This is a genomic window from Haloarcula sp. CGMCC 1.6347 (assembly GCF_037078395.1).
Taxonomy (GTDB): domain Archaea; phylum Halobacteriota; class Halobacteria; order Halobacteriales; family Haloarculaceae; genus Haloarcula; species Haloarcula amylolytica.
On sequence record NZ_JAYMGX010000002.1, the window covers coordinates 1,240,784 to 1,265,448 of the forward strand.

The 24,665-nt window shown below is 62.1% G+C and carries 22 protein-coding genes; 10 read left to right on the plus strand and 12 right to left on the minus strand.

From position 1 onward, the window contains the following. The first annotated feature begins 73 nt into the window (after positions 1-73). Both mdh and VI340_RS14835 read left to right on the plus strand, forming a co-directional pair. Entirely contained in the window at positions 74-988 is a 915-nt protein-coding gene (mdh, locus tag VI340_RS14830; RefSeq protein WP_336358637.1) for a malate dehydrogenase, read from the plus strand. Positions 989-1,262: 274 nt separating this feature from the next. Continuing rightward, complete coding sequence (locus VI340_RS14835) at positions 1,263-2,525, plus strand: RNA-guided endonuclease InsQ/TnpB family protein (protein ID WP_008307190.1); 1,263 nt, start codon at positions 1,263-1,265, stop codon at positions 2,523-2,525. A 55-nt stretch (positions 2,526-2,580) separates the two neighbouring features. Here the strand turns inward: VI340_RS14835 and VI340_RS14840 are convergent, their stop codons facing one another. The 4 genes from VI340_RS14840 to VI340_RS14855 form a co-directional block, all read right to left on the minus strand. Beyond that, positions 2,581-2,706: a hypothetical protein gene (locus VI340_RS14840; RefSeq protein ID WP_008307189.1), complete on the minus strand. Its 126-nt coding sequence runs from the start codon at positions 2,704-2,706 to the stop codon at positions 2,581-2,583. A gap of 132 nt (positions 2,707-2,838) precedes the next feature. Then, on the minus strand, positions 2,839-3,525 hold the full coding sequence (locus VI340_RS14845; RefSeq protein WP_008307188.1) for an OapC/ArvC family zinc-ribbon domain-containing protein: 687 nt from the start codon (positions 3,523-3,525) through the stop codon (positions 2,839-2,841). Next, the gene (locus tag VI340_RS14850) at positions 3,525-3,908 is read right to left on the minus strand and encodes a DUF2073 domain-containing protein (RefSeq protein WP_004517591.1); all 384 of its coding nucleotides are present in this window, start codon (positions 3,906-3,908) and stop codon (positions 3,525-3,527) included. Before VI340_RS14850 ends, VI340_RS14845 begins: the two co-directional genes overlap by 1 nt. A gap of 4 nt (positions 3,909-3,912) precedes the next feature. Then, a complete protein-coding gene (locus VI340_RS14855; protein WP_004590329.1) occupies positions 3,913-4,554 on the minus strand; it encodes an Era-like GTP-binding protein in 642 nt (213 codons plus the stop codon). A 932-nt stretch (positions 4,555-5,486) separates the two neighbouring features. Here VI340_RS14855 and VI340_RS14860 point away from each other — a divergent pair. Next, positions 5,487-7,061, plus strand: coding sequence for a Cdc6/Cdc18 family protein (locus tag VI340_RS14860; protein ID WP_336358638.1), 1,575 nt, complete (start codon positions 5,487-5,489; stop codon positions 7,059-7,061). Between the two features lie 69 nt (positions 7,062-7,130). On the opposite strand, the gene VI340_RS14865 is transcribed toward VI340_RS14860, so the two are convergent. Both VI340_RS14865 and VI340_RS14870 read right to left on the minus strand, forming a co-directional pair. Next, complete coding sequence (locus VI340_RS14865) at positions 7,131-7,784, minus strand: S26 family signal peptidase (RefSeq protein ID WP_008307186.1); 654 nt, start codon at positions 7,782-7,784, stop codon at positions 7,131-7,133. Between the two features lie 128 nt (positions 7,785-7,912). Then, entirely contained in the window at positions 7,913-8,623 is a 711-nt protein-coding gene (locus tag VI340_RS14870; RefSeq protein WP_008307185.1) for a S26 family signal peptidase, read from the minus strand. Positions 8,624-8,711: 88 nt separating this feature from the next. Between VI340_RS14870 and VI340_RS14875 the strand changes: the two genes are divergently transcribed. Then, the gene (locus VI340_RS14875; protein WP_336329525.1) at positions 8,712-10,280 is read left to right on the plus strand and encodes a DNA-directed DNA polymerase II small subunit; all 1,569 of its coding nucleotides are present in this window, start codon (positions 8,712-8,714) and stop codon (positions 10,278-10,280) included. Positions 10,281-10,661: 381 nt separating this feature from the next. Beyond that, positions 10,662-11,960 (plus strand): O-acetylhomoserine aminocarboxypropyltransferase/cysteine synthase family protein, encoded by a 1,299-nt coding sequence (locus VI340_RS14880; RefSeq protein ID WP_336329526.1) that lies wholly within the window; start codon positions 10,662-10,664, stop codon positions 11,958-11,960. 288 nt (positions 11,961-12,248) lie between these two features. On the opposite strand, the gene serB is transcribed toward VI340_RS14880, so the two are convergent. From serB to VI340_RS14895, 3 genes are all read right to left on the minus strand, one after another. Continuing rightward, positions 12,249-12,881 (minus strand): phosphoserine phosphatase SerB, encoded by a 633-nt coding sequence (gene serB / locus VI340_RS14885; RefSeq protein WP_336358639.1) that lies wholly within the window; start codon positions 12,879-12,881, stop codon positions 12,249-12,251. 237 nt (positions 12,882-13,118) lie between these two features. Next, positions 13,119-14,528, minus strand: coding sequence for an erythromycin esterase family protein (locus tag VI340_RS14890; protein WP_049942754.1), 1,410 nt, complete (start codon positions 14,526-14,528; stop codon positions 13,119-13,121). A 225-nt stretch (positions 14,529-14,753) separates the two neighbouring features. After that, positions 14,754-16,931 (minus strand): ATP-dependent DNA helicase, encoded by a 2,178-nt coding sequence (locus tag VI340_RS14895; RefSeq protein WP_008307180.1) that lies wholly within the window; start codon positions 16,929-16,931, stop codon positions 14,754-14,756. A gap of 76 nt (positions 16,932-17,007) precedes the next feature. On the opposite strand from VI340_RS14895, the gene VI340_RS14900 reads away from it, so the two are divergent. Further along, positions 17,008-17,760, plus strand: coding sequence for a hypothetical protein (locus tag VI340_RS14900; RefSeq protein WP_008307179.1), 753 nt, complete (start codon positions 17,008-17,010; stop codon positions 17,758-17,760). Here VI340_RS14900 and VI340_RS14905 read toward each other — a convergent pair. Further along, on the minus strand, positions 17,739-18,710 hold the full coding sequence (locus tag VI340_RS14905) for a cation diffusion facilitator family transporter (protein ID WP_008307178.1): 972 nt from the start codon (positions 18,708-18,710) through the stop codon (positions 17,739-17,741). The two genes, VI340_RS14900 and VI340_RS14905, sit on opposite strands and share 22 nt — an antisense overlap. A gap of 66 nt (positions 18,711-18,776) precedes the next feature. On the opposite strand from VI340_RS14905, the gene VI340_RS14910 reads away from it, so the two are divergent. Further along, positions 18,777-19,286: a metallophosphoesterase gene (locus tag VI340_RS14910; RefSeq protein WP_336358640.1), complete on the plus strand. Its 510-nt coding sequence runs from the start codon at positions 18,777-18,779 to the stop codon at positions 19,284-19,286. 63 nt (positions 19,287-19,349) lie between these two features. Here the strand turns inward: VI340_RS14910 and VI340_RS14915 are convergent, their stop codons facing one another. Continuing rightward, on the minus strand, positions 19,350-20,033 hold the full coding sequence (locus VI340_RS14915) for an ArsR/SmtB family transcription factor (RefSeq protein ID WP_008307176.1): 684 nt from the start codon (positions 20,031-20,033) through the stop codon (positions 19,350-19,352). Between the two features lie 159 nt (positions 20,034-20,192). Between VI340_RS14915 and VI340_RS14920 the strand changes: the two genes are divergently transcribed. Together VI340_RS14920 and VI340_RS14925 are read left to right on the plus strand one after the other, a co-directional pair. After that, positions 20,193-20,318, plus strand: a complete 126-nt coding sequence (locus tag VI340_RS14920) for a DUF7859 family protein (RefSeq protein WP_004959992.1) — start codon at positions 20,193-20,195, stop codon at positions 20,316-20,318. A 43-nt stretch (positions 20,319-20,361) separates the two neighbouring features. After that, complete coding sequence (locus VI340_RS14925) at positions 20,362-21,453, plus strand: aminopeptidase (RefSeq protein WP_008307175.1); 1,092 nt, start codon at positions 20,362-20,364, stop codon at positions 21,451-21,453. Positions 21,454-21,639: 186 nt separating this feature from the next. Here VI340_RS14925 and VI340_RS14930 read toward each other — a convergent pair whose 3' ends face one another. Further along, entirely contained in the window at positions 21,640-24,006 is a 2,367-nt protein-coding gene (locus VI340_RS14930) for a methyl-accepting chemotaxis protein (RefSeq protein WP_336358641.1), read from the minus strand. Positions 24,007-24,290: 284 nt separating this feature from the next. Here VI340_RS14930 and VI340_RS14935 point away from each other — a divergent pair, with 284 nt between their 5' ends. Then, positions 24,291-24,665, plus strand: coding sequence for a YccF domain-containing protein (locus VI340_RS14935; protein WP_008307173.1), 375 nt, complete (start codon positions 24,291-24,293; stop codon positions 24,663-24,665).

Here is a 24,665-nt window from a genome sequence, read left to right on the forward strand (position 1 = left end):
TTGCCTGAACGCTGTGCGGCGGAATCGGGGTTTCGACACGTTTAACGTTCGCGCCCGAGCCTTTCCGAATGGTATGACAAAGGTAAGCGTAGTCGGCGCAGCCGGCACAGTCGGCGCAGCCGCAGGGTACAACATCGCGCTCCGTGACATCGCTGACGAAGTCGTTTTCGTGGACATCCCGGACAAGGAAGACGACACGGTCGGGCAGGCCGCCGACACGAACCACGGCATCGCCTACGATTCGAACACGCGTGTCCGCCAGGGCGGCTACGAGGACACCGCCGGCTCCGACGTGGTCGTCATCACGGCCGGCATCCCCCGCCAGCCCGGCCAGACCCGTATCGACCTCGCCGGCGACAACGCGCCGATCATGGAGGACATCCAGTCCTCGCTGGACGAGCACAACGACGACTATATCTCGCTGACCACGTCGAACCCCGTCGACCTGCTCAACCGCCACCTCTACGAGGCTGGCGACCGCTCGCGCGAGCAGGTCATCGGCTTCGGCGGCCGCCTGGACTCCGCGCGGTTCCGCTACGTGCTGAGCGAGGAGTTCGACGCGCCGGTTCAGAACGTCGAAGGGACGATTCTCGGGGAACACGGCGACGCACAGGTCCCCGTGTTCTCGAAGGTCCGCGTCGACGGCACCGACCCCGAGTTCAGCGACGACGAGAAGGAGGCGCTGCTGGGCGACCTGCAGGAATCGGCGATGGACGTCATCGAGCGCAAGGGCGCGACCGAGTGGGGGCCGGCACGCGGCGTCGCCCACATGGTCGAAGCTATCCTCCACGACACCGGCGAAGTGCTACCGGCGTCGGTCAAGCTCGAAGGCGAGTTCGGGCACGAGGACACCGCATTCGGTGTCCCGGTCCGTCTCGGGAGCAACGGCGTCGAAGAAATCGTCGAGTGGGACCTCGACGACTACGAGCAGGACCTGATGGCCGACGCCGCCGAGAAGCTCTCCGACCAGTACAACAAAATCTCGTAACCCGGTATCGCTCGCGACCGACGGGTTTCGGGACGGTATCCGTCCCGAGCTGTATTTTTCGCCTCGCCAGCGGTGTGAGAGACGTGGCTGTAACTGCGAGAGGTGCTCCCTGACGAACCGTGATCGTTACGGGAAAACGAGGAGAAAGCCTCGCCGTTCACGGCGGCCATGAATCCGACAAATTGGCGTCATGCTACACCCGTAGCTACGGCTGGATATTCCACTATTAGACATCACCCGAACAATTATATAAGTAATAATACTATGCTTACGTGTGTCGAATCAGGTCGTCACTCGGACACTGAAAGCGAGTGTCACTAATCACTCGCAAGTCTCTGACGACCTTGATTCGCATGGCTTCGCCGCCAGCAAACTCTGGAACATCGGGCGATGGACAATCTCTCGTGTTTGGGACGCTATCGACCATATCCCAAGCGCCGACGAACTCTGCTCGTACCTCAAAAATCACGAACGCTACGCGGACCTACATTCTCAGTCCAGTCAACGAGTTCTCCAAGAACTTGGTGAGGCGTTCGTCTCGTGGTACGAGCAGGACGATCCTGACGCGAATCCGCCCGGTTATCGCAAACACGGCGACGAACACCCGCGTTCAACCGTGACGTGGAAAAATAAGGGCTTCAAACTGGATACCGAGTACAACCGCGTTCGTCTCTCAAAGGGCACGAATATGAAGGAGTCTCGGTACGCCGCAGACTACATCCTCTGTGAATACACGATCCAAGCAGACGACCAGACGCTTTCCGATGTTGAAACCGTCCAGACGGTGCGTTCTGTCTGGACTGGCAACCAGTGGGAACTGCATTTCGTCTGCGAAATGCAGATTGAAACGTCGGAGAGTCCCGGCGAGAAGACGGCTGGTGTTGATCTTGGTATCTGCAACACGGCGGCTGTCTCTATCGGTGACGAGACGCTATTGTATCCGGGCAACGCCCTGAAAGAAGATACTCACTACTTCCGTCATGAAGAATACAACACAGAGGGTGAAAACGGCCCGAGCAATGAGGCACAGCGACTTCGACAAAAGAAGTCCCGGCGGCAAGACCATTTCTTGCACGCACTATCGAAAGATATTGTGGAGCAATGCGCCACTCGCAATGTCGGGACGATAGCAATAGGTCATCCGAAAAAGATTCGTGACGACTCTGATTGGGGACGCCACGGGAACAAGCGGCTGCACGATTGGGCGTTTGAAACGCTGTTGAGCCACATTGAATACAAAGCCGAAGAACGCGGCATCAGTATAGAGCGCGTTCCCGAAGGCGGATTAAAAACCTCGAAAACATGCTGTGAGTGTGGCACAGAAGCGGATTCTAACCGTGTTGAGCGCGGGTTGTATGTGTGTTCAGAGTGTGATTTGGTTGCGAACAGTGATCTGAATGCGGCGGAGAATATGCGAGCGACGGTAACTCCGAGTCCGTCACAGGATAGGAGTAACGGCTGTTTGGCACAGCCATCGGTGCGCCTGTTCGATAAATCAACGGGCAGATTACGCCCACAAGAACAGGTTGTCCCGTAGACCACAATATCCCAACGGCAGTCGGGAATCTTCGCCCTTCAGGGCGGAGAGGATGTCAAGCGGGGTCGTCCTGGTCGTCAAGCAAGTCGCTGTCGCGCCCGTCGTCGTCGATATCAGCACCGAGGAGTGACGCCCACTCTTCGAGGTGTGAATCCGATGTCGAGAGTTCTCGGTGGCTCATGGCGTTATCCGAAGCATCCACGGCATATTATATAATGGTTGTGCCCGCGTTGATACTCAATGGAGTGTGCAGCCGTTCTACGGCGTAATTCGGGCTAACGAATGGGTGAAAGCGGCGAGAAGACCGTGTCGGTCACTCGGAGCGGATGGTTTCGGGGACCTGAATCGAGTAGTGCCCGTCTTCCTGCAGCGCGATGATGTACTCCTCGCGGTCGTACAGTTCCATCAGGTTCAGTTCGTACTGGCCGGGTTCCAGTACCTTGATCGACTCGAACTGGTCGTTGAGTTCCGCGCGCAGTTCCTCCAGGTCGGGTCGGTCTTCCTGCTCTGGTTCCGCCGGTGGGTCAGGGTCCGCACCGACAGGGCGGAACTGGTGTTCTGATTCGGACGCCGACGGTGCGTCGGACGGGAGTTCGTCCGGTTCGACGATATCGCCGCGGGCACTGGCCTGGGCTGAATCCTCAGCCGCAGACGTGCGGTCGGGTTCGGTCGACGGCGAGCCGGACGTGTGGGATGGGTCACTCGGCTGTGAGTCAGCCGACCGGTCGGCGTCGAGATGGGACTGTTCGGCGGGACGGTCGCCGTCCGGAGCGGAGCCACTGACGAAGTCACGTACCGAGGCGGCGGTCTTGCCGACGGTACGGGCGACAGTGCTGTCAGGTCCCGGTGGTTCCGGTGGCTCCGCGTCCGGCGTCTCGGAGATGTCGGCCCCCTCGGGCTGATACTGGAACTTGTTCCCGCCGCAGTTGGGACAGCCCGAGAGCATCTCCTTCGACCCGTCGTCGAAGCCACGGCCACAGTCCGTACACTGGTGGGGCATTATTTCCGGGAGACGAGCGCGCTGATGAGCGTTTCGTCCTTATGGAGCGTCTCTATCTGGTTCGCCGGCCCGATGACTGTCAGCTTCTGGGTCGACTGTTTGCCCATCAGCCGGTCGAGGATGCTAGCGTCGGCAGCCTCGGACTTGGGGTAGGTCTCGATTTCGATGCCGTTGAACTCGTCGGGGCTGATCTCCGTCATCGTGACTTCGATCAGGCGGGACTCCTCGTCGGGGGAGAGTCCCTCTTCGAGGATGACGATGTTGCCGTCACGAACCCCGTCGAGAATCATTCGGATCTTCTCCATCGAGGCCAGTCCGGCCATGCGTTCGCCGCTGATGAGGTCGATCTGGACGCCGTCGTCTGGGTCTTTGACTTCTGCCATTATATCACCCGAAGTACTCCGCGATTTTGTCGTAGACTTCGTCCATGTTGTCTCCCTCGAGCGCCGACAGCGGAATCGTCTCGTGCTGGGGGTAGGCGTTTCGGATGCGCTGGACGGAGGACTCCTCCAGATCGATCTTGTTCGCGAGGATCAACACCGGAAGGTCCTGGCTCTCGATGATGCCAATGAGCATGGTGTTGACCTGCGTGAACGGATCGGTCGCGGAGTCAAGCACGTAAATGACACCGTCGACGTCCTCGCGGAGCCAGTGCATCGCTTCGGCGACGCCCTCGGTCGCTTCGCGGGAGCGACGGACGGCGTCGTCTTTCTCCATGTCGTGTTCGAGGAATTCGGTGTAATCGACCTTCGTCGTCACGCCCGGCGTGTCGACGATGTCGATTGTCACTTTCTTCCCGTCGCGTTCGATCTCGACGTTCTCCTTTCGGCGCGCACGGCGAGTCTCGTGTGGAACGTGACTCTCCGGACCGACGGCGTCGCCGGTCCAGTCGCGTGCGATGCGATTTGCCAGCGTCGTCTTGCCGGCGTTCGGCGGGCCGTAGATACCGATCCGCTTCGGATCCTCTTCGGAGAACAGCGTCGATGCCGCGCGTGAGATGCTATCTTTGAGGTTTGTTAACAATCCCATCCTATCCTCCCGCCGCCCGGAGTCGTCCGGTATGGCGGCTCTGCCCGTAAAAGATAGGCGAATTCACTTAAGCCTACGTCAGACATTAGTCCTTTTTCTGACATGGGGAGGCATAGCACAGATCAGCGTGTGCGCGTTTCCGCGGATGCGATCGTGACGGGAACTGTTCGGGTGGAGTCCGGTCATCCGAAACCCAGCGATTCGGATTGGGGGTGGACCATCCTAGCCCCCCACCCCTTTGTTTCAGGTGGAACGACAGACTCCCCTGGGGAGGGGGTGGAGAATTACCGATCAAATCGGGAGCGGACCAGCTGTTCAAATCGGCGCGACTTGCGATACCACTAGTTAGAACGGCCTAGACACTAGAAAACTGAACACTACCCTCTACTAGAAATTTGTTTTATCTAGTACGGCTTTGGTTTTTGAGGTAGTGTATTAAACCTTTCTTCTTACTAGAGGACATTTTCGCCCCCCTCACCCCCTCCCCCCGGGCCTGTTTCCCGTTCCACCGGAAACGAAGGGGTGGGGGGGTTGGCCCGTTACGGTCGCTTTGTCCTACAGGTCCCGTCCTTCCGTGGTACCACCAGTCGTGTTCACACAGCGTACCAGCTCCCGGAACCACTCCATGGCTTCCCTCCCCTCCACTCATTCCCCTGCCGTACCATGCCCGTCTAACCCAGTGAAACTGAAGCTATAGTCCTCTTTACGACAACGGAACCCATGCGGGAGAAATCATAAATATGACAACATATATGTTTCATGGGTGGTGTACCGAAATATTTAATATCGACTCACGGTACGGTTCATGTGGTTCAACTGGACGCACCGGAGAGCGCTGATGCTCACTAACGACGGCACTGACGCACTCCTCGCTCCCTCTGTTCCGGTGTCTCCAACTCTCTCCACACGAAACGAAGGGGACTCTCTCGACTATGACTGACGAAAGCGACAACTCGGCCCCGGCATCCGACCCGTCGACGACAGAGACGTCGAACGACGCCGACGGGTCCGACGAGCAACTCGATGTCGAAACGGACTCCGGGACATCGACCGGGCCGTCCGATCTCGATGACGTTATTCTCGACAATCTCGATGCCGGATCCGACGATCCCTCAGACGAGGCGTCCCGCGGCCTGTTCGACGACCTTCTCGAAGGGGAACCCATTTTCGAGAACAAGGAGGTCCTCCGCCCCTCCTACACGCCGCACAAACTCCCCCACCGCGAGGAGCAGATCAACAACATGGCGACGATTCTCGTCACCGCCTTGCGCGGTGATACGCCGTCGAACATCCTCATCTACGGGAAGACAGGCACTGGGAAAACCGCGTCCGCGAAGTTCGTCAGCGAGGAACTTGAAACGACCTCACAGAAGTACGAGGTCCCCTGTGAGGTCGAGTACATCAACTGCGAGGTGACCGACACCCAGTACCGCGTGCTGGCCCAGCTCGCGAACAAATTCATCGACAAGAACGTCCAGCTCATCGACGACCGCATCGCCGAACTCGAAGACCTTCGGTCGCGCGCACGCGAGAACACAGTTGCACTCGAAGAGACGGCGTTTGGCTCCCTCGACGACATCGAAGCCGAAATCGAATCGCTGGAAGCAGACAAGGCGGAGTTCGAGGAAGTCCCGATGACGGGGTGGCCGACGGACCGGGTCTACAGTTCCTTTTTCGACGCCGTCGACTACCACGAGCGCGTGGTCGTTATCATGCTCGACGAGATCGACAAGCTCGTCGAGAAAAGCGGCGACGACACGCTGTACAACCTCTCCCGGATGAACTCCGAACTGGAGAACTCCCGTGTCTCCATCATGGGCATCTCGAACGATCTGAAGTTCACCGACTTCCTCGATCCACGGGTCAAATCCAGCCTCGGCGAGGAGGAGATCGTCTTCCCGCCCTACGACGCGAACCAGCTTCGGGACATCCTACAGGCACGCTCTGACGTGGCGTTCAAAGGCGACGCGCTCACTGAGGACGTCATCCCGCTGTGTGCGGCCTTCGCCGCACAGGAACACGGGGACGCACGCCGGGCGCTCGACCTCCTCCGGACGGCCGGCGAACTCGCCGAGCGTGACCAGACGGACAACGTCCTCGAAGACCACGTCCGGCAGGCTCAGGAGAAGATCGAACTCGACCGCGTCGTCGAGGTCGTCCGGACGCTCCCCACGCAGTCGAAGATCGTCCTGTTTGCCATCATCCTGCTGGAAAAGAACGGCGTCCACAACATCAACACCGGCGAGGTGTTCAACATCTACAAGAACCTCTGTGAGGAGATCGACGCCGACATCCTGACACAGCGCCGCGTCACAGACCTCATCTCGGAGCTGGACATGCTCGGCATCGTCAACGCCGTCGTCGTCTCGAAGGGCCGCTACGGGCGCACGAAAGAGATCTCCCTCTCGGTTCCAACTGAAGAAACGGAGGCGGTGCTCCTGTCGGATTCGAGACTCGGCGATATCGACGACGTCCAGCCGTTCGTCCAGGCCCGGTTCGACAACTGACCTGCGAACTGTATTCGCGCTCGACAGCTCGGCCGTTCCAGGTGAAACAGTCCCCTTCGAGTGCTACGGCTACCCGGCCGCGGTGCCGTTCACCGCTGTGGGTCCCGTCTCGTCCGTCACCGTCGGCCCCGCCTCGTCCGTTACTACACCAGTCGCTCCGGCCTTGTTCCACTGGAGTCGGACCTGTCCCAGCAACGGGACGCGTATCTCTGCCGTACCGACGACCCACCCGGGTTTGACCGGTTCGCTGATCGGGGGAGAGCCGACCTGATCGTATCGGCCGTTTTTGTCGCCCTTGGTGATGAAGCCGGCGTGGTCGGCCGGACAGGAGCTGAGGTCGTCACAACTGTCCGCACTGCCGATGTAGTCCTTGTTCGCGCGGTCGTACCAGTTCTCGTCCTCCTCGACCCACAGCATCGCTCGGTGGATGATCGGAGTCTGCCGACTGTTGCCGTCGGGCTCGTATACGATAACGTCGCCCGGACGCTGGAACGTCCGATAGCTGTCGTCGTTCGCTGCGGTGACGACACCCTCGTGATCACCCGGGCCGGAGAACCGCTCCTCTTCCATCACGAACACGAGGTCGCCTTCCTTGATATGGGGGTCCATGCTCGGGCTTTCGATAGCGACGAGCGGGGGCCACACACCGCTGACGGCGAACAGCAACACCCCGACGAGCAGGACCGAGCCGGCGCTACTGACGATATCGGCCACGTACATCATCCCTCCCGGTCCTTCGGTTTCGTCTCCGTCCGACGACCGACGGTCTGACCCGGCCATTCGTACCACGAATACTCGGAGGCGGCCAATCAACTTTCTGTTGTTGGACCGAACGCTATCTTCCGGTTTGGTCAGGCTGCCGCTGGTGCTGTAGCTCCTCCGACCGGTATCGACACCGACGTGTGCCACAGCTGAGACGGCTGGACCCGCACGTATCCCAGACGCGGAATTCGGAAAGTACCGGTCCCAATGACCCACTCAGGACGGACAACGGTACTCGCCCCGGTGACCTGATCGTATCTAGTGTTGGTTACTTTGTTGTCACCTTTCGTAATAAATCCAGCATGCGGCGCCGGACAGTTCTGTAGTTCGTCGCAACTGTCCGCGCTCCCGACGTACGTCTGGTTCGCGCGGTCGTACCAGTTCTCGCCGGCATCGACCCACAGCATCGACCGGTGGATGATCGGCGTTCGCTGCTCGTTACCGTTAGGTTCGAAGACGATGACGTCCCCGGACTGCTGAAAGGTCCGATACCCGGTCTCTGTCCCGGCCGCTGCCGTTACAACGCCGTGACGGGCCTCCTGTCCCGAGAACCGCTCCGCGTCCATGACGAACACCATATCGCCGGTGTCGATGTGTGGCTCCATGCTCCCGCTTTCGATGGCGACCAGTGGCGGCCACACCCCGCTGACAGCAAACAGGAACGCGCCGACGAGCACCACGGCCCCGACGCTCGTACCGATGTCACGGACGTATAGCGCGAGACGAAACGCAGGGCTGGCCTCCACAGACTCCTCTGTCCCGTCTGGAGGCGTGCTACTGGTCGGTTCGTCCCGGCCCATCCTATCTCGGATTGCCGACAGCGGCGTATCAATCTTGTGACGGCCGTTGGTTCGCTATCCTTTTGCCCGCAGACACTGAGTGTGGAACGTGCCTCTGGAGACGCCGGCACGAATCGTCAGCGAACTCGCGAGCCACGGCTACAACGCGGAGCGCGAGGCAGTGACTCGGATCGCCGACACACCGGACCCATCGGCGACGCTGGAACGCGCACTCGAAACCCTCCCCGACGACGCGCTGAAGCTGACAACAGACCACGTCGAATCTGTGATTGAAGCGACAGAAAACGGTGAGGGAACGTCAAATACCGAACCAGACCGCGGAAACGAAACAACCGGCGCTCCGACTCAATCACACCCCTCCGTTTCAACTGGAACTGACGCAGCCTCGTCGACCGAACCGGGTGCGTCCGCTCCACCTGAAACGGGGGGGTCACGAGACGTGGACACATCCCTCCGGGCAATCGAAGTCGCGAACGATATGACCGGCCAGTCCACTGGGACCGGGGAGTACTCGGACTTCGTCGCGGTGTTCCGGGACCGCTACGAGAAACTGGCGAGCAAACTGCGGGGCCGAGTGAACCACCGCCCGACCGACGCCATCGAGAACATGGGCGGCGGCAGCGACGCCGCACTCATCGGGATGGTCTCGGATATTCGGTCGACCGCCAGCGGGCACTGGCTGGTCGAACTGGAAGACACGAACGGGACCTTCCCCTGCCTCGTGATGAAAGACCGCCCTATCGCCGACCTCGTGCAGCAGTTGCTCATGGACGAGGTTATCGCCGTCGAGGGGACGCTGGCCGACGACGCCGGCATCCTGTTCGTGGACTCGCTGTACTTCCCGGACGTGCCCCGAACGCACAGCCCTTCGACCGCTGACCGGCACGTCCAGGCGGCGCTCATCTCCGACGTTCACGTCGGGAGCCAGGAGTTCATGGAAGACGCCTGGCACCGCTTTACCGATTGGCTCCACACTTCCGAAGCCGAGAACGTCGAATACCTGCTCATCGCCGGCGACATGGTGGAGGGCGTTGGCATTTATCCCGAGCAGGACGAGGAGCTGGACATCATCGACATCTACGACCAGTACCGCGCGTTCTCGGAGTACCTCAAGGAGGTCCCGGGCGACATGGAGATTCGGATGATTCCGGGCAACCACGACGCCGTTCGGCTGGCCGAGCCCCAGCCCGGCTTCGACGAGGAACTCCGAGATATCATGACCGCCCACGACGCCCAGGTCCACTCCAACCCCTCGCTGGTCACCGTCGAGGGCGTCACCGTTCTCATGTACCACGGCGTCTCGCTCGACGAGGTCATCGCCGAACTCCCGGACGAGGAGGCCAGCTACGAGGAGCCACACAAGGCGATGTATCAGCTCCTGAAAAAGCGCCACGTCGCGCCGCAGTACGGGGGCCACACCCGGCTTGCCCCCGAGGACCGCGACTATCTGGTGATGGAGGAGGTCCCCGACGTGTTCCACACCGGCCACGTCCACAAGCTCGGCTGGGGCGAGTATCACAACGTCGTTGCGCTGAACTCAGGATGCTGGCAGGCCCAGACCGAGTTCCAGAAGAGCGTCAACATCGACCCGGACGCCGGCTTCGCGCCGATTCTGGACCTCGATACGCTTTCGATGACGGTCCGCAAATTCAGCTAAACCACGTTTTTCCACGGGGGCCTCGCGCTCGCCGGGGCCGAGCGCTCAACCCCCGTACAAAAACGTGGGCGAAAAAGGCCGGACGCTCACTCCGTTCGCGTCCGGTGAAACCGGTCGCCAGGCGACCGGTATGCTAACCGCCCGGCACGACCGCAGGCCTGCCCTTCCCCGGGTCGCTTCGGGTGCGACAGTCGTCGCACCACTCGCTCCCGGCCGTCCGCCTGTTTGTACGTTGTCTCGACAGCACCGCCCAGATTGTACCCTGTCGACCCATGGCCGAACCCATTCGGCATTAGTGCGAAGAATCACCGGTATCTCGTAGCAGTGGCGGGGCTGACCGGTGTGGCTGTTATTAAGACCTATCAGGCGAAAGCGGGGTGTATGAGTGACGACCAAGACCACGGATTCGAAACCGACGCGCTGCACGTCGGGCAGGAAGAGCCGGACGCCGAGACCCGCTCTCGCGCGCCGCCGCTGTACCAGACCACCTCCTACGTCTTCGAGGACGCCGAGGACGCCGCAAAGCAGTTCGCACTGGAGAAGCCGGGCCACATCTACTCGCGGCTGATGAACCCCACCGTCGGCATGCTGCAGGAACGGCTGGCGGCGCTGGAGGGCGGCGTCGGTGCGGTCGCCACCGCGTCGGGAATGGCGTCGCTGAATCTGGCGACGTTCCTGCTCGCGGACGTCGGCGACAACGTCGTCACGGCGTCGTCGCTGTACGGCGGCACCTACACCTACTACACCCACACCGCGCCGCGCAACGGCGTCGAGACCCGCTTCGTCGACACGCTCGACTACGACGCCTACGCCGAGGCTATCGACGAGAACACCGCCTACGTCCACTGTGAGACTATTGGCAACCCGTCGCTCGTCACGCCCGACTTCGAGCGCCTCGCCGAGATCGCCCACGACCACGGCGTTCCCTTCTTCGTCGACAACACCTTCGCGACCCCGTACCTCTGCAACCCAATCGAGCACGGGGCCGACCTCGTCTGGAACTCCACGACGAAGTGGATTCACGGCCACGGCACCACCGTCGGCGGCGTGCTCGTCGACGGCGGCTCGTTCCCGTGGGAGGAACACGCCGACAAATACCCCGAAATCGCCGGCGACAACCCCGCGTACCACGGCGTCAACTTCCGGGAGCGATTCGACGACGCGGCCTTCACCTACGCCGCCATCGCCCGCGGTCTCCGGGACCTGGGCTGCCAGCAGTCGCCTTTCGACGCCTGGCAGACGATGCAGGGCCTGGAGACGCTGCCCGCGCGGATGGACCGCCACTGCGACAACGCGATCGGTGTCGCCGAGTTCCTCGCGGACCACCCCGAAGTCTCGTGGGTCACCTACCCCGGCCTCGAAGACCACGAGACCCACGACACCGCCAGCGAGTACCTCGACGGCGGCTACGGCGGCATGATAACGTTCGGCCTCGAAGCGGGGTACGACGCCGCCCGAACGACTGTCGAATCGACGGAGATCGCCTCACTGCTGGCCAACGTCGGCGACGCGAAGACGCTCATCATCCACCCGGCCTCGACCACCCACCAGCAACTCACCGACGAGGAGAAGGCCGCTGCTGGCGTCACCGACGACATGGTCCGTCTCTCTGTCGGGACCGAATCTGTCGAGGACATCAAAGCCGACCTCGATCAGGCTATCGGTCAGGCAACCAACTAACCGAAGATACAGTATTCTGGGGAAAATATCTGGACACTCGTACCAAAGCGGCGCAAGAATCCTCCTGTTCACTAGGTTTATTACGGGAGAGGATAATGTATTCAATGAACCGTCGCCGATAGCGAGCACGCGTCGGTTCACGCTCAACCATACTCTGTCATTGGTCCGACAACGAATGCTCGCATCCGTGGGGAGCGTGCCTCTCCCTGCTTCAATCTCTCATCCGATACTGTTCAGCGGCGAGAACGGCTTCAATGCGCTATCCGGAGCGCGAGCGCGGAAACTGCGCTACAGGACGTCTTCGGCTTCCAGCAGGTCGTACAGTTCATCCATCGTCTCGACTGACGTGTCACACGACGGGGCGACGGCCGGCTTCGGATCGAAGCCGATAGCCAGGTTTGCGACTTCGAGCATCGGCAGGTCGTTGGCTCCGTCGCCGACGGCGACCGTCGTGTCCCGGTCCTCGCCGGTGACTGCGGTCACGACCTCCATCGCGTCGTCTTTCGTTCCGGTGATGAGCGGGCCGCGGACCTCGCCGGTGAGTTCCCCGTCTTGCATAACCAGCCGATTGGCGACGATGGCGTCGACCTCGACCCCCTCCGTTTCGAGTGCAGCCTCGACGCCGCGCTCGAATCCTCCGGTGAGGATAGCGACGTAAACGCCGGCGTCCCGTAGCGCCTCGATGACCCGCGCCGCACCGGGGCGCAGGGCGACCTCGTCGAAGGCGTCCTGTGCCTTCTCCTCGGAGAGACCTTCGAGGAGCGCACACCGCTGGCGGAGGCTCTCGGCGTACTCGATTTCGTTGTTCATCGCGCGCTCGGTGATGTCGGCCATGTCCTCGGCCGTCCCGTTCTGGCTCCCCAGCAGGACCGTCATCTCCGAATCGGAGAGCGTCCCGTCGAAGTCGAAAGCGACTAGCATTGCCCCCGAGTTTCGCGTGGAGGGTTTCAAAACATCCGGTTTCGGCTGGTCAACCGACAACGCCGAGCGGGTATCCGACGATCCGCAGTGGGCTCTCCATCTCGCCGGACCGGTCTCACAGCGCCTCTCTCGGGTCCTGATTTGGGAGCACCAGCAGTCGCCGCGAATACGGGACATACTGACGCGAACCTGAACCAGCCGTCGTGACCGGTTTGTAAAAAGACGACTTCGCTGTGGCTACGCTGACCCGGAGAACGCTGCGGGCGAGACCTCGCGGACGAAAACGACGCCATCCATCAGTTCGTAGGGAGGTACTGGAATCCCCATCGCACCTTTTTGGGGTGCCTTCGGGGCCGTCACCTGCATCTTCGACGTATTCGCGACCGAGCGGTCGATCGAGTCCCGCTCCCGTACGTCTTCGAAATCAAGGAAAAACTGTGGGTGTGACGCCTCCGCCAGCGTCGCTTCCAGCGTCTCGGCGACTGGGCCACCGAGGTCGAACGTCTCGAACTCGGTTCTCTCGTGGTTTGCCGGCACTGCGAACGAACCCGACCCGAACAGCAGTCCGAGCGAGTAGTAGTCCGAGCCAAACCGTTCTGTCAGGTGCTGCCCCATTCGCGCTCCGTTCTCCGATGCGTCCCCGACATTTCTCATCGTGTGGTTGGCGTTCCCCATCACGATGGCGCGCTCCGAACCCGTCCACTCACGGAGCCACGCGACGTTGTCGGCCATCGCTGCGTCTCGGATCGTTTTACCCTGTGTGTACTCCTCGGCAGCGAGTTTCTCCACGAACCGTAGCCCTCGCTCCAGCGTCCAGACGTGGCGCTGCATAAGCCGGAACTCGGTCTCCGAACGCTGCTCCACGTAGCGACTCTCGTGGGTCCGCAGCCGCTCTTCGAGATCCTCGATCAGTGCCACCTGGGAATCGGTCGCGACCGCGGAGGGATCGGTCGCCTGAAACCGCGTCGTCAACGGTTCGAGCGAGTCCTCGATCTCCGCCAGATACTCCGGGTCCACGCTATCGAGGTACGACCGGATGGCCCTCGCGTTGATGTGATAGAACTGGGCATCGTACCCCCGCACGACAGCCTGGTCCGCACTGGGTCGCCCGTCGTTGAACTCCCGTAGCCACTGGAACAGCCGGCGAATCTCGTCGGTCTGCCAGAAGTAGAATTCGAGTGACGACAGCGCCGCGTCGAGGTCACCTTCCCCGCCAGTGACGTACGCGTTCACGGGAGCGAAGTCCCCGAGTGTCCCTTCTATCGCCACCAGACGGTAGCCGTGGTCGCCGACCAGTCGCTGAACGAGTTGTCGAGGGATCGCTTTGAATTCCTTCACCCCGTGTGAACTCTCTCCGATCCCGACGATAGGCGTCTCAGCGAGTCGGGTGGCGATGTCGTCGAGCCCACTGGACGAGGATCTCAGTTCGAACGGAACTGCCTGGCTATCGATAGCCTTGACGAGGTCGTTTGTCTCTGTTGCTCCGCCATCGGTCGTATTCGCGCCTGTTGTGCTCCCATCAGTGGTCTCCATCGCTGATTCCGTTGTTTCAACGGTGCTCCCGGAACAACCCGCTAGCGCACTGGTAGTGACTGCGCCGGCCACCGTGACGAACTCGCGACGTGAGATGTCTGTCGTTGGTTTCATCGCACTTTCTCAGGACGTCCGGTTCAAAACACCGGAGAATAAAGTCACGAGCAGTTTTCCAATCCTTGCAAACGATCCGACGTATCGACAACTTTATGATCAAATTGACATCAAAATTAAAATTATCCTGTGACGAACACAGCGACAAGAGCAGGGAGCAGCACCCCTCTCTGAGTCTGAGGCTCTTTATGCAACGGACTCACGGGAAGACGTCACAGATCCGCTCTACGGCTTCGGTGGCGGCCCGTCGTAGGCGTCCATGTCCTGATAGAAGTTCAGCATCGCGAACTTGAGTTTCTCGGGGCCGATGTCGACCATCTCGCGGCGCTCCTCGGGCGGAAAAGTTCCGCGAACGGCGTAGTCGTGCATCTCCATCTCGGCGGCTTCGGTGTAGCGCTTGTCCAGCAGGATGCGCGCGCCGAAGTCGTCCGGCGAGCGGACCACGCGACCGAGGGCCTGTCTGGTCTTGCGGACGGTCGGAATTTCGACGGCGTAGCGCCAGCCGGCATCGTCCTCGCCATCGCCGAAGGTCGTGTCGTAGGCGTCCTGCACGGCGTCCATCCGGTCGTCGAGGTGCGGGTAGGGAACGCCGACGACCACGACCGTCCGGGCGTCGTCGCCGTCGTAGCTCACCCCTTCGCCAAGCGTCCCCCACAGCGAGGTGTACAGAACTCCGTCGTCGCCGTCGGTAAAGGCCTCGCGGAGGTCACGCGCCTGGGTTCCCGGTTCGTCCAGATACCGCGTCGCGCTGACGGCGGTCATGTCGTGGTAGCGCTCGGCCTCGCTGTAGGAGGGACAGAAGACGAGCGTATTGCCGGGCGTGAAGCGAACGATGTCTTCGAGCGTGCGGGCGATGCGTTGCTGGGTCTGGGGGTCGTCCCGTTCGCTGGAGAACAGCGCGGGGCCGTCGACGGCGTAGGTTCGGCGGCGCTCCTCGGGGAACTGCGCGCCGTAGGCCATCGTTACCGGGTCCTCGACGCCGACCACGTTCTCGGTCACGTCGAACGGCCGGAGCGTGGCGCTCATCAGCACCGCCGCGTGCAGGTCCTCGAACAGGTCGCGGGTGACTTCCTCGGGGATGCAGGTGTACAGCTCCGCGCGGCCGTACACGTCGTCGGTCGACTCGTCGCGGCGGACGCTGACCACGGGATACTGGCCGGTGTCGTCCGATTCGTCGAGCCAGTCGGAAATGAAGCCGGCGGCCTGCAGGGTCTGACACTCCTTTCTGGTGTCCAGATCGCCCTCTTTGAACGCCTTCTGGTAGCGGGCGTCGAGGTCCCGGCCGAGTTCCAGCGCGCGGTCCAGTTCCTCGTGGAAGCCGGGGCCGGTGTACCCCTGGAGGAAGGCAAGCGTCAGGTCGTCCTTCCGGTCGTCGTTGGCGATGGTGATGTCGTCCCAGTGCTCGTCGACGGCCGCACGGCCACCGAACTCGAAGGAGTCCTCGTAGGCCTCGACGAGCGCGTCCCGGAACGTCTCGATGACGTTGGCCGCGGCGTCCGTTCGGGCGTCCTCCTCGCTGTCGAGTTCCTCCAGCGCCTGATCGAGCGTGTTCTCGGTGAGCGTCCGCCGGGCGTGGTCGCGGGCGGCGGACTCGACGTTGTGGGCCTCGTCGAAGACGGCGATGATGTCCTCGGGGTCGCGGCCGATCCAGTTGAAGAACTGCTCGCGGATGGTCGGGTCCAGCAGGTGGTGGTAGTTACACACCACGAGGTCGACGCCGTCCATCCCCTCCTTCAGCAGTTCGTAGCCACACAGCCCCTGCTGGTGAGCGTACTCGTACACGTCGTCGGGCGTCCGCACGTCGTCGAACAGCCACGCGTAGAACTCGCTGGTGTCGACGGTCAGGTTCCGGTAGTAGTGGTCGCAGGTCGACCGCTCGGTTTCGATTTCCTCACGCTCGTCCTGCAGATCCCGGAGTTCCTCGACCACGGCGTTCCGAGCCTCCATCGCCTCGCTGCTGCCCGCCTGGCCGTCCGAGAGCAGTTCCCCCTCGCGCTGTTCGAGTTCGGCGATGTCGCTCTCGACTTCGACCAGGTCACGGGTCGTATCCCGCAGCGCCTGGCACTCCTCGTAGTCCACGTCGATGTGACACATCGACCCTTTCCCCCGGAAGACAACCGCTCGCAGTCGCTCCTGGGCGGTAATCGCTCTGGCGTCCTCGACGAACTGACGCATCTGCTGGTGGACGTTCGTCGTGATGACGACGGTCTTGCCCGTCTCACGGGCGTGTTCCAGCGCGGGGACCAGTGAGGCGAGCGTCTTGCCGGTCCCACACGCCCCTTCGAACAGCACATCCCGGCCCTCGTCGAGGGCATCGTATATCGTTCCCATCGCCTCCTGCTGATGGTCGTACGGCTCCTCGAAGGGGAAAAACCGCATGTAGCCGTCGTCCGTCGTTGCCACGTACTCTCGATTGGCCGTTCACCGGCAAAAGGGTTCGGCCCACAGCTACTTGCCGCGAGCGCCCTTCCTGAAACGTATGTGGCGTGTCACGCTCACTGTCGCCATCGCGCTTCTCGCGGGCTGTTCCGGGCTCTTTTCGGCCGGGTCGACAGCGGACGGCGGCGACCCGGTGACGCCAGCGCCCGTCCCCACTAGCTCGCCGGACGCGACAGTGACAGTCCCGACTAGCAACGGAACCGTCGACGTGGACCGACTACTGGACCGTCACCAGCAGGTGCTTTCGACCCGGAGCTTCCACCGCCATGTCGAACAGGCGGGGCCACAGAACACGCTCGACGTCTGGGTAGACCGTGAGCGAGAGGTCCAGCGCGTCAGACGGCGGTTCGGTCCGATATCCGACGACGTGGTCCTCGCCAACGGGACGGTGTACACCAACGTCCGAGACGATCCCGATACGCCGTACGCCACCACGCCCGCGACACCGAACACGTCGCTGGTCACCTCGACAGCCGGGACTAATCTGCTCCGACAACTCCTGTCGAATACCGAGTACCGGCAGGTGGATTCCTTCCAGTGGAACGGACGGCCGGTCGCTGTTCTGGCCGCGACGGAGACGGTCGAGACGCCGATTGGCGAGAACGAGTCCGAAATCGGGCGGTCGCGGCTGTACGTCGACCGACAGGGGGTAATCAGATACGTCGAACACACCGAACGTCGACCGGACCGGCCGGACATCGATACGACAGTGACGGTCACGACCGACACCGAGCGCGTCCCGATTCCGTGGTGGCTCGAAGACAGCGACCCCTACGACTCCGGCTCGATGTAGACTTTCCTGATGTCGCCGTTAGTGTCCTGCATCGCTGATTCGAGGGTCGTTATCTCGTCGTCCATCAACTCAGTATCGAGTGCCGGGTCGAACTGTAGGTCCGCGAAGACGATGACCTCGTTCGGCCCGAAGTAGACCGTCCGGAAGCCGATGATCCCCGTCACGTTCTCGTTCTGCATGATGACGTCACGGAGTCGCTGTTCCTCGTCCGTCGGGAGGCTTTCCCCCAACAGGAGGCGCTTGTTCTCCCAGGCCAGGGCCAGGGCGAAGCCCATCAGCATAATCCCGATGAGCAGCGCGGAGATCCGGTCGAAAAACGGGTTGCCGGTCTGCTGTTCGAGGAACAGGCCGACCAGCGCGATGACGATACCTGCCAGCGCGATGGTGTCCTCAGTGAGCGCGGTCAGCGTCGTCACGTCGCTGGTCTTGCGGAACGCCTCGCGGTAGCCCGACCAGTCGTTCCGGTCGATCTGGCGTTTCATTTCGGCGCGGGCCTTTATCAGCGCGTACGTCTCGAAGACGAACGCACCGAGGAGGACGGTGTAGTTGACCCACAGCGGGTCCAGCCATGCCGGCGGCTGGAAGGAGAAAAACAGGAACTCAACCGCCTCGCCGGCGTGTCCACCGCCGCCGTGCCCGCCGGCGGTCAGTTGGTTGTAGCCGTGTTTCGCGCTCTCCCAGCCGGCGATGCCGAACAGGAACACGGAGACGAGAAAACTGTAGAAGAACTGCGCCTTGCCGTAGCCAAAGGGGTGGCGACGGTCCCGCTCCCGCTCGCTGAACCGAATCCCGATGAGCAAGAATACCTGATTTCCGGTGTCTGAGATGCTGTGGTACGTCTCCGACAGCATCGCGGCACTCCCAGTAAGGAGGAAGCCGAAGAACTTCAAAATCGCAATCGCGCCGTTGGCTATCAGTGCGGCGATGACGACTGATTTGCTCCCTGCCATTATTTTTCCGTCACATCCATCACGCAAAATGCTTCTGGATTTATACCTGGCTCCGTTACCGGCGGTATGCTCACTGTCATCTCAGATACGCACGGGACGGACGACCATCGACTGTCAGGTCGGACGCTCGATGCTGTCCGCGAGGCTGACCATGTTCTCCACGCGGGCGATTTCATGACCGAGCGGGTCCTCGACGCTATCGACGCCGAATGCGACGAACTGACCGGCGTCGTCGGGAACAACGATAGACCGGCGGTCCGCGCCCGCCTCCCCGACGTTGCGACCGTCTCCTGGGAGGGGCTGACCATCGTCGTTGTCCACGGCCACGAGCACACCGAAACCGCCCTCGGGATGCTGGCTCGGCAGGAAAACGCCGATGTCGTCGTCGTCGGTCACTCGCACAAACCCGTACTGACTGATTTCGGCGGCTGGACGCTGGTCAATCCTGGCAGTTACGCGGACCCGCGGCGCTATCAGCCGGCCCACGCAGAACTCGATGTCGTGGCCGGCGACGTTCGCGTCCGTCTCCGCTCCCCGGATGGCACGCCGATATCGACGACTATCGTCGAACGGTAAGTGTACCGTAGAGACGTTTCTGGGCGGTTCTGTGTATCTCGGAGCAAATGTAACCTCAGACAGCTACTGGCGCATGTACCACAGCGCAGCCATGCCTGCGATGACGAACGCGCCGCCGGCGAAGAACGCCAGTCCCGGCGGAATCACAGCAGCGGCGGCTTCAGCGCCGCCCTGTGCGGCGGTGTCGAGCGCGCCCGCAGTGGCCTCGAAGCCGCCGTCCGTCACGGTTGCGTTCTCGGCGTAGAGACTCGGATTCCGGGGGTCAGTGTCCGCACTCCCGGAGGACACTGTCGGGCCACCGAACAGCGACCCAAGCCCGTTCCCGAACACCTGCTGGACCAGCAGGCTGGCGAAGCCGATGATCGCGAGCCCGCCGATAATGTTCGCTAGCGCCGCCCGCAGCCCCGACGTCTCCTGTTCGTCGCCGGCACAGATAACGAGCGGCTGGTTGGCCGGCGCGAACACGTCCATCTCGCGTCCCTTCTCGGAGTAGGCCGTATCGACGACCTCGACCGCACCGGCGTTTTTGAGTTTTTTCAGGTGATACTGTGCGTTCTGTAGCGACGTATCCACCCGGTCGGCCAGCTCCGACGGCGGTGCTGGCTCCTTGTTTAGCTCTGACAGTAAGTTGCGCGCTGTCTCTGCCGAGAGTGCCGACAGCACGTCGTCCGCATCATCACTGTCGACACCGATTACTCGGGGTTCGGCGTCCGGGGTCGCCGGGTCCCGAGAGGGCAGCAACGACATGACTATCTGTATGTTCTATGGGATTATGAGTCTTTGCCAAAGCACAGTGATCGTTGTAGCTATCGGTCAAACCCGTATTTTACCCTCCGATATCGACCGGTAGACGCCCGAAGGCGGGTCTCCCGAAAGGACTTTGATGTCGGCTCGACAACCGCCGGTATGGCTGACCTGCTCACCTACGCACTCCTCGCTGCTGTGCTCCTGTTTTTCTTCTTTATGTATCTGATGCTCCGGCGGACCTTCCAGGGATTCAAAGAGGGGTTCCAGCAGAGCAAGAAGAAGTAGCCGGGAGGGTAACGATTAGGGGCCGTCGGTGGTGCCTATCTGTATGGACCCACGTATTCGCGAACACGCGGAAGTCATCGTCGACCACTCTATCGACCTGAGCGAAGGCGACAACCTCGTTATCGACGCCCACCCGCAGGCTTCGGACCTCGTCACCGCGCTACACGAGTTCGCCGCCGACCGCGGCGCGAACCCGCTTGTCGTGCAGGACCGTCTCGGCGAGCGGTTCCGGCGCGCCTACCTCCGCAACCGGGACGAGTTCGAGACACCGAGCCACATCGAGGCGCTGTACGAGGAGATGGACGCGTACATCGCTATCAAGGGCAGCGACAACGTCACCGAGACCAGCGACGTTGACCCCGAAACGACAGCCGCCTACCAGCAGTCCCAGCAGCCACTCTTGAACGAGCGGCTCTCGAAGACCTGGTGTCTCACGCAGTACCCCGCGCCCGCGAACGCCCAGCTCGCCCAGACCTCCACAGAGGGGTACGAGAACTTCGTCTGGGACGCCGTCCTCAAAGACTGGGACGCCGTTCGCGAGCACCAGGCACAGATGGTCGAGATACTCGACCCCGCCGAGGAAGTCCGCATCGTCTCGGGGGAGACGACGGACGTGACGATGTCTGTCGCCGGCAACGAGACGCTCAACGACTACGGCGAGAAGAACCTGCCCGGCGGTGAAGTGTTCACTGCGCCAGTCTCCGACAGCGTCGAGGGCGAGGTGCTGTTCGACAAGCCGCTGTACCACCAGGGCCGAGAAGTGACCGACGTATTCCTCCGCTTCGAGGACGGCGAAGTCGTCGAGCACAGCGCCGCCAAGAACGAGGCCCTCCTGACAGAGGTGCTGTCGACTGATGACGGTGCGAGCCGACTCGGCGAACTGGGTATCGGAATGAACCGGGATATCGACCAGTTCTCCTACAATATGCTGTTCGATGAAAAGATGGGCGACACCGTTCATATGGCGGTAGGGCGAGCCTACGACGAGACGGTTGGCGAGGACAACGAGCAAAACGAGTCGGCAGTCCACGTCGACATGATTGTCGACATGAGCGAGGACTCGTTCATCGAAGTCGACGGCGAAGTCGTCCAGCGGAACGGGACGTTCGTCTTCGAAGACGGGTTCGAGGACTGAGTACCGACCGCGAACGGAGTGAGCGGTCGGCCTTTTCATCGACGTTTTCAAGGAGCGGTCGCCAGCGGCGACCCGACGCCGAAAAAGGTCGGTGCAAGTCGTCCAGCGGAACGGGACGTTCGTCTTCGAAGACGGGTTCGAGGACTAACGGCTGGGTAGGGTCCTCGTCGGAGAGCCGCTGACCGCTCAGTCGTCTCCTGTTGACTCTACTTCTGTCTGGTTCTTGATCGCTGCATCGAACACGTCGGTCTCACCGTCGATGCTACCGAGCTCTTCGTCGACAGTGAACGCTTCGAGCAGCTGCCCGAGATCAGTGGCGCGCTCGGAGAGCTGTGTGACGGAGGATTCGACGCTATCGACGGCCGTGACTTGCTCGGTCGCCGCGTCGGCGACGGCTGCCGCTTCGGTCGCTGTGGCGTCGCTGATATCGCCGACTCCCTCGACCATCGAGACGACTTCCTGCGTGGACGCCGCCTGTTCGTCGGTCGCCCTGTCGATCTCCCGCATTCCGGTGGTCGCGTCCTCGATGTCGTCGACGATGCCGTCGAACGCCGCCAGCGCCTCGCCGACGGTCTCGGCCCCGGTGGCGACCTTCGACTGAGTGGTGTGCATCTCGTCGACGGTGCGTTCGACCTGTTCGCGCATCTCGCCGATGGCGGTCTCGATGTCGTCGGTCGCGGCGACCGTCTCGTCTGCGAGAGCCTTCACCTCGTCGGCGACAACGGCGAACCCGTCGCCCTCACCGCTGGTCCCGGCACGGGCGGCTTCGATGTTTGCGTTCAGTGCGAGCATTGTCGTCTGGTCCGCGATGTCCGCGATGAGGTCGGTTACGGCTTCGACCTCACTCATCAGCGCGTCGAGTTCCTCGACCTGAACGACGGTCTCTCCGGTCGAGATCTCGATTTCGTCGAGGGCCGTCGCTGCACGCTGGGCCGCCGCGCGCCCGTCTTGCGACCGGTCGAGCGCCTCGTCGGCGCGGTCCCTGACGGTGTCGGCGGCGGTCGATACCTCTTCGACGGTGGCAGAGAGGTCTTCCAGCTCCGCCAGAACGGTATCGAGCTTCGCCGACTGGGCCTCCGCGCCGTCGGCCATCTCCGTCGCCGAGTCCTTGACACCGGTGCTGCGGTCGTGGACCGCGGCGACGTTCTCGGAGACAGTCCCGCTGGCGGCCTGGACCGACTCACTGAATGTCCGGACCTCGCGCATGGTGTCCTCCCACTCGTCGAGCATCGCGTTGTACGTCGTCGCGATGTGGGTCATCGACTCGTTGTCCGCGTCTGTCGCCATCCGCGCCGTCAGATCGCCGTCGGCGCAGGCGTCCATGACGTCACCGTAGGCCGCGGCGCGGTCCTGCAGTTGCTCACTGAGTTCCAGCGCGTCCTCGCGAGCCGATTCGGCTTCCCGCTTGGCCGATTCCGCCTCGCTCCTCGCTGACTCGGCGCTTTCCCTGGCCCGTTCGGTGTCGGTAATCTGCTCCCGCAGGGACCGACGCATCTCGTCGAACGCGTCGAACAGGCGGCCGATCTCGTCGTCGCGGGCCGTGTCGAGCGTCACGTCGAGGTCGCCTGTTTTCATCCTGTCGGCCGTTTCGGCGAGGTCCGAGAGAGTCGTCGCCGACCGCTTCCCCATGCCGATGGTCACGCCCCCGAGGACGACCAGCGCGGACGCGAGCGTCAGGAGGAGGCTGGTCCCGATTTGGTTCCGCATGGCGTAGGCGCTCGACGCCGGTACCTGGGTCACGACAGTCCAGCGGACGCTATCGAGGTTCGCGTAGCCGTACACCGTTCCCGAGGACTGCTCGAACCCGTCCCCGTCGCCGCTCGCAAACGCCGTGGCCGTTGCCGAGGGGACGCTCTGGCCGACGACTGCTGACCCGTCCGGTCCGAGAATTGTCGTCTCACCGTCGGTCATCGATCCGCGGAACTCCTCGGTCCGGGCGGAGAGGTTCGCTTCGACGACGACGACGTGTTCGGTGTTTCGCGGGGGCGAACTGACGAACGCGAGAACGTTGTCGTTGGTCACCGGCGACTTGTAGGGCTCTTCCGGCACAACGACGGCCCCCGACGTGTCGGTTTCGCTGTCGACCCCCGCCATCTCCGAGCCCCACGGTACACCCAACTCGGCGAGTGTCTGCCCGCGGATCCCGTTCGCGGTGCTTGCCTCCACCGTCCCGTCCGACGCCTGTACGTAATGCACGGCGACGAACTCGGAGGTAAGGTCACTCGACTCTAGCAGGAGATAGTCCTTGATGACGCCCGGCTGTCCGTTCTGGAACTCCTTGACCGACGAGAGCGTTCGGGTCTGCCGGCGGAAACCGTCGACCCAGTTGTCGAGACCGTCCGCCTGTAACTCGGCGGTCGAGACGACCTGTGACTCGACACGGCGGTCGAGCGTTCGCGTGGTGTCGACGTAGAACGCCGCTCCGATGCCACCGGCGACCAGTACTGCCACTAGCACGGCCGCGAGAAACTTCCTGACGAATCGTTTCCGGATAGCATCCGGGACGAACCGTGAAACCCGGAACCGGGACGGACGAAAGCGTTGGCTCACCATTCGTCCGCCGGTTTCTAATTATTATACAAAAAGCTGCCACATATATAGAATTACTGACTGAGGCATATACGAACATATTGGCCAGAGAACGGCATTTTCAGGCGATCTGATGGACGATATACTCATCCCATTTTTGAGACCTGTCCGTGAATATATCATCTGCTATGCGTCGGGTATCACCTCTGATACTGATCTGGTAGACGCCCGACAGTGTGGGTACACCTATGATGACGCATCCCGCCACCGAACCAGAAACTTATGCCGGCAGGTATGGTAGCTCCTGTATGAGTGAACAGCGGTCCCTCCTCGTTCGGGCGGTGTGGTTTCTGCTCGTCGGCTGGTGGGTCACTGGCATCTGGCTCTCGGTCGCGTGGCTACTGAACGTCACGATCATCGGCATCCCGCTGGGCATCAAGATGATAAACAGGGTACCGCTCGTGCTGACGCTCAAGCGGCGCGACCGACTCGTCACAGAGACCGACGGTGGCTCGCAACACTCGCTGCTCGTCCGCGCCGTCTGGTTCGTCTTCGTCGGCTGGTGGGCCAGCGGCGTCTGGACCGGCGTCGCGTACGCGCTGTCGGTGACGATCATCGGCCTCCCGCTGGCGATCTGGATGTACAACAAGCTCCCGTTCGTCGTTTCGCTGTACCAGTACTGA